Source organism: Pigmentiphaga sp. (assembly GCF_019689535.1).
In the GTDB taxonomy this organism is placed as follows: Bacteria; Pseudomonadota; Gammaproteobacteria; order Burkholderiales; family Burkholderiaceae_B; genus Pigmentiphaga.
The window spans coordinates 1-14,107 of record NZ_JADGHH010000084.1 but is presented as its reverse complement, the minus strand read 5'-3'; the positions used below and the strand labels follow the sequence as shown (position 1 = coordinate 14,107).

Here is a 14,107-nt window from a genome sequence, read left to right as displayed (position 1 = left end):
CAACAACTCATCGCGCAAAGCGGCAGTCAGTTGAGAAGTCAGGGATGTGCTCATGGGAGGCCGCGGCACCGGACTAAAAAAATCGATATTGACTATAAAATCGATTTAAATAAATATAAACGAAAATCTACAAGCCAGGAGATCCCCTATGCTGCCCAAACGCATTGACCGCGCGGTCGTCAACGCCAAGATCGGCGAATATGCAGACCCGAACCGTTCGCTCGACGATCGGGCGGCCATTTACAAGGAACTGATCGGATTCGTGCCGCCTCGCATCGAGGCGCGGCTGTCAGTGACGGGAGCGCTCGATCCCACGCTCGTGGACCTGCAGGAGAAAATGCGCGAGCACGCGATGTATCCGAAGTGCTTCGACGTGAAAACCGCGCAGCTGATGCTCTTCGGCATGTTATTGATGGACATGAGCGATGCCGCGGTTCTCCATGGCATCGCGGCCCGGCGTGCAGGCGCGACCTGGGAGGAGATGCAGGCGGTAGTGAGCCTGTGCTTCCTGTTCCGCGGTCTGTCGGCCGCCAATCGCGGAGCCGAGCTATTGGCCAACATTGCCGAACACGAAGCCAAGCAGGAAACGCAGCCGCAAGGCTGAGCCGGGTTCCGGCACATAAAAAACCATCTCCGGGAGACACCCATGATTTCTACCTTGCGCCGTCGGCAGACGGCCGGCGCACTCGCGGTCGCGGCCGTCCTTTCGTTGGGAAGCTGGCCCCTGCCCTCGGCTGCCCAGGATTATCCCAACCGCCCCCTGCAGCTGATCGTGCCGTTCGCCGCCGGCGGCGCCATCGACCAGATGGCGCGCGCCGTAGGCTCGGCCTTGAGCCGTGAACTAGGTCAGCCGGTCGTGATCGAGAACAAGCCGGGCGCCGGCGGCAACATCGGGGCCGCGCAAGTGGCCAAGGCCGCACCGACCGGGTACACATTGCTGGTCGGCACCTCGGCCACGCACGGCGTCAATCCCTCCCTGTATTCCCAATTGCCTTACGACGCGGTCAAGGATTTCATCGCCGTCGCCCACTGGGGTTCCGTGCCCAATGTACTCGCCGTACTCGCGACCTCGGACTTCCAATCCGTGGAAGATCTCGTCGCCCAAGCCAAGCGCGAGCCGGGCAAGCTGACTTTCGGTTCGGCGGGCAACGGAACCTCGCTGCACTTGGCCGGGGAGCTCTTCAAGCAAGCCGCCCAGGTCGATCTCGTCCACGTGCCCTATCGCGGCGGCGCGCCGGCGTCCCTGGACCTGCTCGCAGGCAACATCACCATGATGTTCGACACGGTGGCGGTGTCGCTGCCCAATTTGCGCGCCGGCAAGACGCGGGCCCTCGCTGTTGCAGCCAAGACGCGGCATTTCGCGTTGCCGGACGTTCCCACGTTCGCCGAAAAAGGGTATCCCTCGGTGGTCTCCGCCACTTGGGCCGGCATCTTCGCGCCGACCGGCACGCCGGCGCCGGTCGTGCAACGGCTGGAGGAAGCAACGCGCAAAGCCCTGGAAGATCCCACCGTGGTAGAGGTCATGCGCAAGACGGGCGTGCAGATCGACTACAAGAACAGCGTCGACTTCGCCGCCTACGTCGACAGTGAAATCAAGCTGTGGGGCAACATTATCCGAAGCAACAACATACGCGGCGACTAATGCCCTCGCGTGGCTATGCCTCCCGGCTCTCCAGCGTGAAGGCGGCGCTTTCGTCCTGCGCCAGCACGCTGGTGAGCCAGGGCATGGTCTCTTTCAAGGCCGATGCCAGCACCCAGGGAGGATTGACCACGAACATGCCACTGCCGTGCAGGCCCAGGCCGTCCCGCGCGGGTTTGCGCACCGCCAGGCTGACATGCAGCCAAGAGCCCGCAGGCACGCGCGCCAGGCGCGACGGCAGTTGCTGTGCCTCGCGCCGCTGCACGAGCGGATACCAGATCGCATAGCAGCCCGTGGCGAACCGCTTCACCCCCTCCTGCAAGCAATGAACCACGCGCGCGTAGTCGCGCTTGTCTTCATAAGAAGGGTCGATGAGGATGATGCCGCGTCGCGTCGGGGGGGGCAGCAACGCCTTTAGGCCTTCGAAGCCGTCCGCCGCATAGACCATGGCGTGGCGGGCGACCTCCTTGCCCAACTGTCCGACGTTGCGGCGCAATACGTCGATCTCGGTCGGATGCAGCTCGAACAGGCGCAGCCTGTCCCGCTCGCGCATCGCCTGCGCCGCGAGAAACGGCGAACCGGGATAACTGCGCAAGAACTCGCTGCCGTTGAACGCTTCGACCTCCTCCACGTAGTCTGCCGCCGCCGGCGGCAAGTCTTCGCGCGTCCACAGGCGGGCGATGCCCGTTTCGAACTCCGCCGTCTTGTCGGCCCACTCGCCATCCAGCGCATAGGCGCCGGCACCGGCGTGTGTGTCGATGTACCAATAAGGACCGTCTTTCTGCGCGAAGTAACGCAGCAATTGGACCAGGACGATATGTTTGAGCACGTCGGCGTGGTTGCCGGCGTGAAAGGCATGGCGGTAGCTGAACATGGGATTTCCAGAAGAGCGCTCATTGTAGGGGGCCTCGCGCGGCCGTTGGCCGCGATGGTTACAACTGCCACCCATCCCTTGCAAACGTGACCGCTTGCACCCTTGCCCCGCGTTCTCCCGCACCGGCGCGCATCCATCTTACAAATCCACACACGCCGACAGGCATCCGCCGCGGGGTGGCCTTATGGTGACACGGTCCGGCCGCACCGGCGCATCTTGCCGAGCACCCGCTCGGCCCACGCCAGGCCGATTCCAGGAGAGATCGATGACCCTACGCAAACTCATGATCGTAGCGATCGCCGCCGCCAGCACGGCGGCGCCACCATTGGTCATGGCCGCCTCCGACGCCGCGGAGGCAAAGCGCTCTGCGGGCGAGTTCGCAAGCGACGCGCTGATCACCACCAAGGTCAAGGCGGCACTGCTCAAGGAGCAATCCACCCAGTCCCTCAGCATCAAGGTCACGACGCAGGACGGCGTCGTCCGGCTCAGCGGCACGGCAGACGACGAAGCGCAGATCGACTCCGCGGTACGCGTGGCGCGCGGCATCGATGGCGTGCAGGACGTCAGGAACGACATCCAGCTCAAGCCCCAGGGCAAGGACAAGCCCTAGCCGCCCGTGGCCCCGGGGCCGCTTCCGGCTGCCCCGGCCCCCTTTCGCACACCGTTGCAACGGGAAGAAATGCCCCATCTCTGTGCTTTTCATTTTGCAGCGCCGCCCCTAATATGCGCCTGGGGGAACGGACCATGGATGGGCCGCAATCCGGAACGCGCGAACCGCGCCCACGCGGCTCCGGGCCGGGCACTTCGCATGGCATCCCGCCACTGTCAAGCACCCGACCTGGAATCCACCATGCTAGAGCGCTTCTTCAAACTGACCGAACACGGTACCAACGCGCGTACCGAATTGCTGGCGGGAATCACGACGTTCCTGACCATGTCCTACATCATCTTCGTGAACCCCCAGATCCTGTCGTCTACCGGCATGGATCGTGGAGCGGTCTTCGCGGCGACCTGCCTGGCAGCAGCCATCGGCTCGCTCATCATGGCCTTCGTTGCCAATTACCCGATAGGCATGGCGCCGGGGATGGGGCTGAACGCATTCTTCGCCTTCACGGTGGTAGGCGCCCTCGGATTCACCTGGCAGCAGGCGCTCGGCGCCGTATTCATTTCCGGCGTCATTTTCATCCTGCTGACGGTCACCGGCATCCGGACATGGCTGATCGCCGGCATCGCACCCTCCCTGCGCAGCGCCATCGCTGCCGGCATCGGGCTCTTCCTCGCCATCATCGCGCTGAGCAGCTCCGGCATCGTCGTAGACAGTCCCGCCACCCTGGTCACGCTGGGCGACCTGCACAAGCCCGGCCCGCTGCTGGCCATACTGGGCTTTTTCATCATTGCGGTATTGGACGCGCTCAAGGTGCGGGGTGCGATTTTGCTGGGCATCCTGGTCATCACGGTGTTGAGCATGCTGCTCGGCATCAATGAATTCCAAGGCGTCGTCTCGGCGCCTCCGAGCCTTGCCCCCACCTTCCTCCAACTGGACATCCTCGGCGCGCTGCACGCCGGTTTCCTGCACGTCGTGCTGGTATTCGTGTTGGTCGAAGTGTTCGACGCCACGGGTACGTTGATGGGAGTGGCCAAGCGCGCCGGACTGCTCGTCGAAGGCAAGAACCGCATCGGGCGCGCGCTGTTCGCCGACAGCACCGCCATCACCGCCGGCTCGTTGCTCGGGACGAGCAGCACCACCGCCTACGTGGAAAGCGCTGCCGGCGTCCAGGCAGGCGGTCGCACCGGCCTGACGGCTCTGGTCGTGGGCGTGCTGTTCCTGGCTGCGTTGTTCATCTCGCCGCTGGCCGGGTCGGTCCCAGCCTATGCCACGGCGCCGGCCCTGCTGTACGTGGCCGGTTTGATGATGCGCGAACTGATCGACGTGAAATGGGAGGACGTCACCGAGGCGATCCCGGCCGCGCTCACCGCCCTGGCCATGCCCTTCACCTACTCGATCGCCACGGGCCTGGCCTTCGGCTTCATCAGCTACGTCATACTCAAGGCCTGCACGGGCCGCGTCCGCGAAATCCATCCTGCAAGCTGGCTGATCGCCGTCCTGTTCCTCATCCGCTTCGCGTTCTTCGCCGGCGGTTGATCACCACGCCCTGCCAAAGAACCACCGCGGCCGCCGACAGGCCGCCGCGGGCCGGTTCAGGCTTCGTCTTCATCGACAAATAACGTACACGCGCCTTCCTCGGCTGCGCTCACCACCCGGCGCATGGCGCCGAACAATTCGCGCCCCACCCCCCGGTGGTGCGCCCGCAAGTCAGGTGCCAAGGCCGGGGGGCGCGCCTCCAGGTCCGCCAAGACCTCCAATACCCCTTTTTCGGCATCGAGCCGGACCATGTCCCCGGTGCGGACTTTTCCGATGGCGCCGCCCTTGAGCGCCTCCGGCGTCACGTGAATGGCCGCGGGCACCTTGCCTGAGGCCCCCGACATGCGTCCGTCCGTCACGAGCGCAACGCGGAATCCCCGCCCCTGCAATACCGACAGGGTCGGCGTCAGCTTGTGCAACTCGGGCATGCCGTTGGCTGCTGGGCCTTGCCACGGCACGACGGCGACGAAGTCGCGCTCCAGCTCACCCCGCTGGAAGGCTGCCAATACCTCATCCTGGTCGTTGAAAACGATGGCGGGCGCTTCGACCTTGAAGTGTGCCGGGTCCACCGCAGACGTCTTGACGACGGCCCGACCAATATTGCCGGAGAGGACCCGCAGGCCGCCACTGGGCAGGAAGGGGCGGTCGATGGGGCGCACGATATCCTCGTTCCTCGAAACGGAAGCACCCTCCCGCCAGGCCAGCCTGCCGCCGTCCAGGTAAGGTTCGCGGCAATAGGCGGCAAGTCCCGGCCCCACGATGGTGTTGACGTCGGCATGGAGCAACCCCGCCTGGAGCAATTGGCGGATGACGAACTGGAGGCCGCCCGCTTCGCGGAAACCGTTGACGTCCGCGCTTCCGTTGGGGTAGACGCGGGCCAAGAGGGGCACCACGTCGGAGATGGCCTGGAAATCGTCCCAATTGAGCTCTATGCATGCCGCCCGCGCCATCGCGATCAGATGCAGCGTGTGGTTGGTCGACCCGCCCGTGGCCATCAGGCCAACGATACCGTTGACGAAGGCGCGCTCATCCAGCACGTCGCATATCGGGGTATATCGGGCGCCCCCGTGCCAAAGCGAGACGGCCAGCCTGGCCGCTTCGCGCGTCAGCGCTTCGCGCAGCGGGGTATGGGGATTGACGAAAGAGGTGCCCGGCAGGTGCAGGCCCATGAACTCCATCAGCATCTGGTTGGAGTTGGCCGTCCCGTAGAACGTACAGGTACCCGGCCCGTGGTAAGCCCGGCTCTCGGCTTCGAGCAACTCCTCGCGCCCGACCTTGCCCTGCGCATAAAGCTGCCTCACCCTGGCCTTGTCATCGTTCCCGACCCCGGTAGTCATCGGCCCGGCCGGAACGAACACCGCTGGCAAATGGCCGAAGGCCAGCGCGCCCATGACCAAGCCTGGCACGATCTTATCGCACACCCCTAGGTACAGCGCCGCATCGAACATTTGGTGAGACAGCGCAACGGCGGTAGACATCGCGATCACGTCGCGGGAAAACAGCGACAGCTCCATGCCCGCCTGGCCCTGGGTCACGCCGTCGCACATGGCGGGCACCCCGCCGGCGAACTGCGCGGTAGCGCCCGCTTCCATCGCAGCCTCTTTCAGCCACGCGGGAAACTCACCCAGCGGCTGGTGTGCCGATAGCATGTCGTTATACGAGGAAACGATGGCCACATTGGGCCGGTCCTGGACTTTCAGCCATACCTTGGCCTGCTCGGGCATGGCCGCAAAGCCGTGGGCCAGATTCGTACAGGAAAGGCCACTGCGCTGGACTTTGGACCCGGCTCGGGCGCGGGTTTCCTCCAACCACCTCCGGCGCCGATCGCCTCCCCGGGCGACGATGCGCTCGGTGACCTCTTGCACTACGGGATGCAAAGACATGGCGTGCTTCCTCCGGAATCTCGACGGGCGGGCGCGGCCGGCGCGCCGGAGCGGCGCCGCAAATATCGCGCCCGACCCGGGGCTAGCCTTCCAGCGTCTTGAGTCGCCGCAATTGCGGAAACCATATCATCCATAGCAGCGCAACCGCGATCGTGCCCGCCCCGCCGATCAGCACGGCGGGCACCACGCCAAACAGCGCTGCGGTGACGCCAGACTCGAACTCGCCCAGCTGGTTCGAGGTGCCGATGAACAAAGAGTTCACGGCGCTCACCCTGCCCAGCATTTCGGGCGGGGTCTGCAGTTGCACCAGCGTGAAGCGGATCACGACGCTGACGACATCCGAAGCGCCCAAAACGAACAGCGCTGCCACGGACACGATCAGATTCGACGACAGGCCAAATACGATCGTGGCCAAGCCGAACACGCCCAAGGACGCAAACAGCACCGGGCCGACATTGCGCTTGATCGGATAATGCGCCAGCACGACAGACATGACCAAAGCGCCCACAGCCGGAGACGTCCGCAACAGTCCCAACCCCCAGGGCCCGGTCTCTAGGATGTCGCGCGCGTAAATCGGCAGCAACGCCGTCGCGCCGCCCAGTAGCACGGCGAACAAGTCGAGCGACAGGGTGCCCAGGATGACGGGCCGGCTGCGGATGAACGAAATGCCCGAGAAAACGGATTTCAGCGTAACGGGCTCTCTCGGGGCAGCCACCTTTTCGGCGCGAATGAGCGCCACCAGCACGCCGCCTAGGAAGAAGAATAGGCAGGCGACGACGTAGGCCGTCATGGAACCGAGCCCGTAGAGCAGCCCCCCCAGGGCTGGGCCCAGGATGTGCGCCGTCTGCGTCGCCGAGGTAGACCAGGCCGCAGCCTGGGGAATGAGCTCCCGCGGCACGACCCCCTGCACCAGGGCCGCCATGGTCGGCGATTCGAATGCCCGCGCAGCGCCGCCCAGGGCGACCAGCACAAGAATGGCATCGCGCGTGAGCCAGCCGTAATACGTGCCGAGCGCCAATGCGCCGGCGGCAAGCGACTCCACGAGCATGCAGATGCTTGCGATGGCCCGCCTGTCATAGCGATCGGCCACCTGTCCGACCACGAAAGTCAGCAACACCATCGGTACGAACTGCGCGAGCCCGACGAGCCCTAAATCAAACGCGCTGCCCGTGATCTCATAGACTTGCCAGCCGACGGCCACCGACAGCATCTGGAACGACAGCGTCGACATGACCCTGCCGAACCAGAACAGAATGAAGGGAGGATGCCGTGCAACCGAAGTGACCTGTCCGGCATCACTTCCCGAACGCATCGCCCATCTCTCGCGCACGTTGGGCGGCGGCCTGCATGGCGCGGACCAGGGCTTGCCGGAAACCTGCCTGAGCCAACACATCGAGGGCGGCAGCGGTGGTCCCGCCTTTGGACGTGACGCGTTCGCGCAAGACGGCCGGCGGGTCGGACGACGACGCGGCGAGGTTGGCGGCGCCCGCCAGGGTGGCCAAGGCCAGTTTGCGCGACTGTTCCGCATCGAGCCCCACGGCGAGCCCGCCTTCGATCAGCGCCTCGATGAACAAGAAAACGTACGCCGGCCCGCTGCCCGACAGGGCCGTCACGCCGTCCAGGTCATCTTCGCGCCCGACCCAGACGGTTTGTCCGACCGCTTGGAGAATGGCTTCGGCCTGGGCCCGATCGGCCTCGCCGACGCCATCGGACGCCGCCAAGCCCGTCACGCCCTGCCCGATCAGCGCCGGCGTATTCGGCATGCAGCGCACGAGCCGCTGCCAGGGGGCCGCCTCCGTGCCGAGCCAGCGCGCGAGGTCGACCATGCGGATTCCCGCGGCGATGCTGATCACCAGGCTATCTTTCAGCCACGGCCGGGTGGATGCGGCCACCTCCTTCATGACTTGCGGCTTCACTGCGTAGACCCAGACCTTGCAGCGCGACAGTGCCTCGTCGGGCGCGGCCGAGACGCTCGCCCCCCGCTCGGCCCAGGACTGGCGAACCGAGTCGTTCACCTCGACGACGTGGATGTTCGCCATGGGGCACAGCTTGCCGGCGAGGCCGGAAATCAGCGCGGCGGCCATATTGCCGCCGCCGATGAACGCGATGGAAAGATCTGGAGTCATGTCAGTTCCGATGAAGGCGATGAATGCGGTTGCGCGCTCACGGGTGGGCGAGCGCCGAAAATGGCGGTGCCGACTCGTACGACCGTGGCGCCGGCCGCCACCGCGGCCTCCAAGTCGTCCGACATGCCCATGGACAGCGTATCGAGCTGCAGCCCGGCGCGGTTCAAATCATGCATCAGATTCGCCAGGCGGGCGAAGACCTCACGCTGTTCGCGCGGGTCTTTCTGGGGTGCGGGAATGCACATCAGCCCCCGCAGGCGCAGCCGGGGCAGTGCCTGGACGGCAAGCGCCAGGTCAAGCGCATCTTCCGGCGCCACGCCGCTCTTGGTAGGCTGGGCGTCGATGTTGACCTGTATGCACAGTTGCAACGCCGCCGCACCCGCCGGCCGGAGATCCGAGAGCCGCTGCGCGATCTTGAGGCGATCGATGCTATGCACCCAGTCGAAATGGGCGGCCACATGCTTGGCCTTGTTGCTCTGCAAAGGGCCGATGAAGTGCCACTCAGTATCAGGCCTCAGGTCCTGGAGCCTGGACAGTTTCTCGACCGCCTCTTGGACGTAGCTCTCGCCAAAGGCACGCTGGCCGGCGCGATAGGCCTCCCGCACCGCCTCCGCCGGGAAGGTCTTGGAAACGGCGATCAATCGCACCTGTTTCGGATCGCGCCCGCAATCCAGGACGGCACGCTCGAGGCGGGCGCGAACCGCGAGAAGGTGATCGGCAATAGACGACATGGAATGACAACCCGTTTTAGCCCAGGACCGAGGTCTGCACGAAAATCCCGGCGAACACCGAAAAGCCGAACCAGGTGTTGTGCAAGAAAGCCCGGAAGCACGCTGCGCGGTCGCGGTTCCGTATCCACCAGAGGTGCCTGGCCGCGACTCCCGCCGCGCAGGCGAGGCCCGCCGCATAGGCCCAGCCGTAGTCGAGCATGGCGCCGACGACGCCCAGCAGCGCCAACGTTGCGACATAGCAGAAGCCTACCGCTGCGACGTCCCATCGGCCAAAAGTGATGGCCGAGGTGCGCAACCCGAGCTTGAGGTCGTCCGGACGATCGACCATGGCGTACTCGGTGTCGTAGGCCACGGCCCAGAAAATATTGGCCGCCAACATGATCCATCCCTCCAGCGGGATGGTCTCCAACACGGCGGCATAGGCCATCGGAATCCCAAAGCCGAAGGCGATGCCCAGGTAAGCCTGGGGGATGGCAAAAAAACGCTTGAACTTGGGATAAGTCGCCGCCAGGAAGACAGCCACCACCGACAAGGCCCACACCAGCTTGTTCATCGGGAGGATCAACACCAATGAGACGAGCGCGAGCGCGATGGACACGCCCAGGGCCTCGTTGGCGGTGATCAACCCGGAGGTGAGGACCCGGTCGCGCGTGCGCTCGACGTAGCGGTCGACATCCCGGTCGAAATAGTCATTGATGGCACAGCCCGCCGACCGCATCAGGGCGGTACCGGCCACGAAGGCGAACACGTAATACAGCGAGGGCCGCCCCTGGCTGGCCGCCCAAAGCGCCCAGAGCGTGGGCCAGACGAGCAGCAGTATGCCGATGGGCTTGTCGATGCGCACCAGCCGAGCGTACAGGGCGAGGCGCTGGAATACCGTCGGGGAAAGCGAACTGTTCATCCCCATATGGTAACAAGCCGCCGGATTTCCCGGCGGCCATCCCGCCCCTACAGGCTGCGCAGGGCAAAGCGTTTGAGCTTGCCCGTCTCCGTCCGGGGCAAGGCGTCGACGAAGCGGATGACGCGCGGGTACTTGTACGGGGCGATGGTTTGCTTGACGTGCTCCTGCAGGGTCTTGACCAGCTCGTCTCCCGGCTCGAACCCGGGGCGCAGGACGACGAAGGCCGCCACCACCTGGCCCCGTTCCTCGTCCGGCATCCCCACCACGCCGCATTCGGCCACGGCTTCATGCTGCAGCAGCGCACCCTCCACTTCCGGACCGGCAATGTTGTAGCCGGCCGAGATGATCATGTCGTCGGTGCGCGCTTGGTAATAGAGGTAACCGTCTTCGTCCATCAGGAAAGAATCGCCGGTCAAGTTCCAGCCGTTCCTGACGACGTTTGCCTGGCGCTCGTCGGCCAGGTATTTGCACCCGGTCGGCCCCCGCACGGCCAGGCGCCCCACCGTGCCAGGAGGCAGGGAACGCATCGACTCGTCGACGATGCACACCTCATAGCCCGGCACCACCTTGCCGATCGCTCCTCTGCGCACCTGGTCGCCGGCGCTGGAAATGAAGATATGGATCATCTCGGTGCTGCCGATGCCATCGGTCATCTCGATCCCGGTCGCCTGCTTCCAAAGCTGGCGCGTGGCGTCCGGCAGGGCCTCGCCAGCGGAAACCGTATGGCGGAGGCTGGAAACGTCGTAACTCCCGGCCAGGGCTGCCATCTGGCGGTAAAACGTCGGCGCGGTGAATACGATGGTCGCCCGCGCAGACTGGATGATGTCCAGCAGTCCGGCCGGAGTCAGCTTCTCGGCCAGCACGGTAGAGGCACCGGCCCGCAACGGGAAGCACAGCATGCCGCCCAGCCCGAAAGTGAAGGCCAGGGGCGGCGTGCCGCAAACGACGTCGTCCGGGCGCATGTCGAGAATCGAACGCGGGAAAAGATCGCACATGGCGAGCACGTCGCGGTGGAAGTGCATGCAGCCCTTCGGGCTGCCCGTCGTGCCACTGGTGAACGCGATCAGGCACACGTCGTCGGCCGCGGTGTCGCACGGGGCGAACGACGCCGACTTGGCGCGCGCCAGGCTTTCCAGCGATTCGCTGCCTTCGTCGTTGAAATATCGCACTTGGGCAAGTGTCGGACAGTGCATGGGCCCGGGCCGCATGCACGCCTCCAATTCGTCCCGCAAGCGCGCGTCGCACAGCGCCGCGCTCACCTGCGCCTTGTCCAGAATGGGCTTGAGCTCGGCCGCGCGCAGCAGCGGCATGGTCGGCACCGCCACCAGGCCCGCCTTGATGGTTGCGAGGAGCGCGGCGGCCATGGCGGGATTGTTTGGCCCCCGCAAGAGGACCCGATTGCCCGGGACCAGCCCCATGTCTTCGGTCAGCACGCGAGCCAGGCGGTCGACCCGATCCTGCAGCTCGCGGTAAGTGATGCACCGGCGCTCTCCGGCCTCGATGGTCCAGATCGCCGGCCGCTCGCCATGCCCCGCGGCAATTGCCCCGTCCACGAGCTCCGCGGCACAGTTGAACCGGGCCGGGTAGCGGACGGCGGGATGATCCAGCAAGAACGTCGGCATGGACTCGGGCGGGGGAAGATGATCGCGCGCAAACGTATCGAGGTGTCCCGAGCGTTCCATGGTGTGGCTCTCCAGCGATGCGCACGGCAAGCGGCCGCGCAGTGACGGAACAGAATTAATTTAGCCTAAAATTTTTAAACCTCAAATAATTGTCGAGCGGTCTGCCGGAAAGGGAAATAGAAAAAATCCCTGCATCGCGACACGGGCGATACAGGGATTTCCAGGAGGAGCCGCCGGTTCGAAGCACCCAGCCCCTGCCCCGGCGGTTTTCGGAGCAAAACGCCTATTGCAGCAAGCTGCGCAGCATCCACGCGGCTTTTTCGTGGTATTCCAGGCGCTGGGTAAGCAGGTCGGCCGTGGGCTCGTCGTTGGCGGCGTCGGCCACTTTCAGCGTCGCGCGCGCGGTCTTGGCCACGGCTTCGTGGCCGATCACCAGCTGGCGCACCATCTCGAGCGCCTCAGGCACGTCGGTCGGCTCCTTGATGGTGGAAAGCTTGCTGAACTCGCGGTAGGTACCCGGAGCAAAGTGGCCCAGGGCGCGGATGCGCTCGGCGACGTCGTCGATGGAGTTCCACAGGTCGGTGTACTGGGTCATGAACATTTCGTGCAGGGTGTTGAACATCGGCCCCGTCACGTTCCAGTGGAAGTTGTGCGTCATCAGGTACAGCGTGTACGTATCAGCCAGCAGCTTGGACAAGCCCGCGGCGACTGCGGCACGATCCTTGTCCGAGATGCCGATGTCGATGCGCGGCGCACCGACGGACGAACGGGCGGTACCCGTCTTGGTGCTTGTCTTCTTTGTTGCCATTGTGGACTCCCTTGGGTGTGGGTGAGAAAAAGCCGGAGCGGCCTACAGGATACTAGATCGGGGCGGATCGCTATAGCTCAAGCGCAAAAATACGTCACGACGCCGTCTCGGCTTCGAGCATGGTCACGCCGTTCAGCCGGCATGACCGGATGGTGGCAATGAGGGTCTCGATCGCGGCGGTGCGCGGGAAGCTCTTGCGCCATGCCAGCACGACGCGCCGGTCGGGCACCGGCTCTTCGAACGGGATGTACCGCAGGAGGTCCCGCGGGTCGGGCTCGGCCGGCACCGATGACATGGGCAGCACGGTAATGCCTATGCCAGAGGCCACCATGTGCCGAATCGTCTCCAGCGAAGAGCCTTCGAAAGTCCGCTGGATGCCCTCGTTGGTGGCGGAAAACCGCGACAGCTCCGGGCACACTTCGAGCACCTGGTCCCGGAAGCAGTGGCCGGTACCCAGCAGCAGCATCGTTTCGCTCTTGAGCTCCTCGGCCTTGACGCGGCTGCGGTTCGCGAGGGGGTGCCCCTTGGGAACCGCGACGATGAACGGCTCGTCATACAGCGGCTGGATCGCCAGGCCGGTATCGGGCAGCGGCAGCGCCATGATGGCGCAGTCGATTTCGCCTTGCCGCAGCAGCTCCAGCAGCCGGACGGTGAAATATTCCTGCAGCACCAGGGGCATCTGCGGCGCGACCTCGATCAGCTTGGGCACGAGCTGCGGCAGCAGGTACGGGCCGATGGTATAGATCACTCCCACCCTCAACGCTCCCGAGAGCGGATCCTGCCCCTGCTTGGCGATTTCTTTCAGGTTGGCGCTTTCCTCCAGCACTTTCTGCGCTTGCGCCACGATCCGCTGGCCGATGGGGGTGATGCCGACCTCGGCGCCTCCCCGCTCGAAGATGGTCACGCCCAACTCGTCTTCCAATTTGCGTATGGCCACGGACAACGTGGGCTGGCTGACGAAGCAAGCTTCGGCGGCGCGGCCGAAATGCCGTTCGCGTGCTACCGCGACGATGTACTTCAATTCGGTCAGGGTCATGACACGCCTCTCTCAAGCTTTCAGGAAATCTTCGCGCCCGCGCATCCACCGGGCCAGATGGGCCGACACCACGTCAGGGGCACGTGCCATCAGGTCGGCTGCGGCCTCGTGCGCTTGTTCAGCGATCTCCAGGTCATTTTCGAGATCGGCGAACCGCATCAGCGCCAGGCCGGACTGCCGCACGCCCAGGAACTCCCCGGGGCCGCGCAGCTCGAGGTCCCGCCGGGCGATCTCGAAACCGTCCGTGGTTTCATGCATGGTGCGAAGCCGGGCCTTGGCGACCTGCGACAGCGGGGTTTGGTACAGCAGCACGCAGACGGACTCGGCCGCCCCGCGCCCCACCC

General features: G+C 65.1%; 13 protein-coding genes and 1 pseudogene. 4 read left to right on the top strand and 10 right to left on the bottom strand.

Annotated elements, in window-relative coordinates:
• Nucleotides 1-148: 148 nt before the first annotated feature.
• Nucleotides 149-604: a carboxymuconolactone decarboxylase family protein gene (locus IRZ12_RS09210; protein WP_296467603.1), complete on the top strand. Its 456-nt coding sequence runs from the start codon at nucleotides 149-151 to the stop codon at nucleotides 602-604.
• Nucleotides 605-646: 42 nt separating this feature from the next.
• Nucleotides 647-1,642, top strand: coding sequence for a tripartite tricarboxylate transporter substrate binding protein (locus tag IRZ12_RS09205; RefSeq protein WP_296467601.1), 996 nt, complete (start codon nucleotides 647-649; stop codon nucleotides 1,640-1,642).
• A gap of 13 nt (nucleotides 1,643-1,655) precedes the next feature.
• Here the strand turns inward: IRZ12_RS09205 and IRZ12_RS09200 are convergent, their stop codons facing one another.
• Nucleotides 1,656-2,513, bottom strand: a complete 858-nt coding sequence (locus IRZ12_RS09200) for a 23S rRNA (adenine(2030)-N(6))-methyltransferase RlmJ (protein ID WP_296467596.1) — start codon at nucleotides 2,511-2,513, stop codon at nucleotides 1,656-1,658.
• Between the two features lie 265 nt (nucleotides 2,514-2,778).
• On the opposite strand from IRZ12_RS09200, the gene IRZ12_RS09195 reads away from it, so the two are divergent.
• Both IRZ12_RS09195 and IRZ12_RS09190 read left to right on the top strand, forming a co-directional pair.
• Nucleotides 2,779-3,123, top strand: a complete 345-nt coding sequence (locus IRZ12_RS09195) for a BON domain-containing protein (protein WP_296467593.1) — start codon at nucleotides 2,779-2,781, stop codon at nucleotides 3,121-3,123.
• Nucleotides 3,124-3,363: 240 nt separating this feature from the next.
• A complete protein-coding gene (locus IRZ12_RS09190) occupies nucleotides 3,364-4,656 on the top strand; it encodes an NCS2 family permease (protein WP_296467590.1) in 1,293 nt (430 codons plus the stop codon).
• Between the two features lie 56 nt (nucleotides 4,657-4,712).
• Here the strand turns inward: IRZ12_RS09190 and edd are convergent, their stop codons facing one another.
• From edd to IRZ12_RS09145, 9 genes and pseudogenes are all read right to left on the bottom strand, one after another.
• The gene (edd, locus tag IRZ12_RS09185; protein ID WP_296467587.1) at nucleotides 4,713-6,539 is read right to left on the bottom strand and encodes a phosphogluconate dehydratase; all 1,827 of its coding nucleotides are present in this window, start codon (nucleotides 6,537-6,539) and stop codon (nucleotides 4,713-4,715) included.
• Between the two features lie 82 nt (nucleotides 6,540-6,621).
• Nucleotides 6,622-7,851, bottom strand: a complete 1,230-nt coding sequence (locus IRZ12_RS09180) for an MFS transporter (protein WP_296467583.1) — start codon at nucleotides 7,849-7,851, stop codon at nucleotides 6,622-6,624.
• A complete protein-coding gene (proC, locus tag IRZ12_RS09175; protein ID WP_296467579.1) occupies nucleotides 7,835-8,665 on the bottom strand; it encodes a pyrroline-5-carboxylate reductase in 831 nt (276 codons plus the stop codon). Before proC ends, IRZ12_RS09180 begins: the two co-directional genes overlap by 17 nt.
• Nucleotides 8,662-9,396: a YggS family pyridoxal phosphate-dependent enzyme gene (locus IRZ12_RS09170; protein ID WP_296467576.1), complete on the bottom strand. Its 735-nt coding sequence runs from the start codon at nucleotides 9,394-9,396 to the stop codon at nucleotides 8,662-8,664. The genes proC and IRZ12_RS09170 overlap by 4 nt, the downstream gene beginning before the upstream one ends.
• A 16-nt stretch (nucleotides 9,397-9,412) precedes the next feature.
• Nucleotides 9,413-10,297, bottom strand: coding sequence for a 4-hydroxybenzoate octaprenyltransferase (gene ubiA, locus IRZ12_RS09165; protein ID WP_363322285.1), 885 nt, complete (start codon nucleotides 10,295-10,297; stop codon nucleotides 9,413-9,415).
• A gap of 47 nt (nucleotides 10,298-10,344) precedes the next feature.
• Nucleotides 10,345-11,979, bottom strand: a complete 1,635-nt coding sequence (locus IRZ12_RS09160) for an AMP-binding protein (protein ID WP_296467570.1) — start codon at nucleotides 11,977-11,979, stop codon at nucleotides 10,345-10,347.
• A 223-nt stretch (nucleotides 11,980-12,202) separates the two neighbouring features.
• Nucleotides 12,203-12,727, bottom strand: a complete 525-nt coding sequence (locus IRZ12_RS09155) for a Dps family protein (protein ID WP_296467567.1) — start codon at nucleotides 12,725-12,727, stop codon at nucleotides 12,203-12,205.
• Nucleotides 12,728-12,821: 94 nt separating this feature from the next.
• The gene (locus tag IRZ12_RS09150) at nucleotides 12,822-13,763 is read right to left on the bottom strand and encodes a LysR substrate-binding domain-containing protein (RefSeq protein WP_296467564.1); all 942 of its coding nucleotides are present in this window, start codon (nucleotides 13,761-13,763) and stop codon (nucleotides 12,822-12,824) included.
• A 12-nt stretch (nucleotides 13,764-13,775) separates the two neighbouring features.
• Nucleotides 13,776-14,107, bottom strand: a pseudogene (locus IRZ12_RS09145) (ATP-dependent DNA helicase RecG); the annotation flags it as partial.

Bases quoted from the DNA above. Each gene is read 5' to 3' on its own strand.
- IRZ12_RS09210 (WP_296467603.1), top strand. From the start codon at position 149: ATGCTGCCCAAACGCATTGACCGCGCGGTCGTCAACGCCAAGATCGGC.
- IRZ12_RS09205 (WP_296467601.1), top strand. From the start codon at position 647: ATGATTTCTACCTTGCGCCGTCGGCAGACGGCCGGCGCACTCGCGGTC.
- IRZ12_RS09200 (WP_296467596.1), bottom strand. From the start codon at position 2,513: ATGTTCAGCTACCGCCATGCCTTTCACGCCGGCAACCACGCCGACGTG.
- IRZ12_RS09195 (WP_296467593.1), top strand. From the start codon at position 2,779: ATGACCCTACGCAAACTCATGATCGTAGCGATCGCCGCCGCCAGCACG.
- IRZ12_RS09190 (WP_296467590.1), top strand. From the start codon at position 3,364: ATGCTAGAGCGCTTCTTCAAACTGACCGAACACGGTACCAACGCGCGT.
- edd (WP_296467587.1), bottom strand. From the start codon at position 6,539: ATGTCTTTGCATCCCGTAGTGCAAGAGGTCACCGAGCGCATCGTCGCC.
- IRZ12_RS09180 (WP_296467583.1), bottom strand. From the start codon at position 7,851: ATGCGTTCGGGAAGTGATGCCGGACAGGTCACTTCGGTTGCACGGCAT.
- proC (WP_296467579.1), bottom strand. From the start codon at position 8,665: ATGACTCCAGATCTTTCCATCGCGTTCATCGGCGGCGGCAATATGGCC.
- IRZ12_RS09170 (WP_296467576.1), bottom strand. From the start codon at position 9,396: ATGTCGTCTATTGCCGATCACCTTCTCGCGGTTCGCGCCCGCCTCGAG.
- ubiA (WP_363322285.1), bottom strand. From the start codon at position 10,297: ATGAACAGTTCGCTTTCCCCGACGGTATTCCAGCGCCTCGCCCTGTAC.
- IRZ12_RS09160 (WP_296467570.1), bottom strand. From the start codon at position 11,979: ATGGAACGCTCGGGACACCTCGATACGTTTGCGCGCGATCATCTTCCC.
- IRZ12_RS09155 (WP_296467567.1), bottom strand. From the start codon at position 12,727: ATGGCAACAAAGAAGACAAGCACCAAGACGGGTACCGCCCGTTCGTCC.
- IRZ12_RS09150 (WP_296467564.1), bottom strand. From the start codon at position 13,763: ATGACCCTGACCGAATTGAAGTACATCGTCGCGGTAGCACGCGAACGG.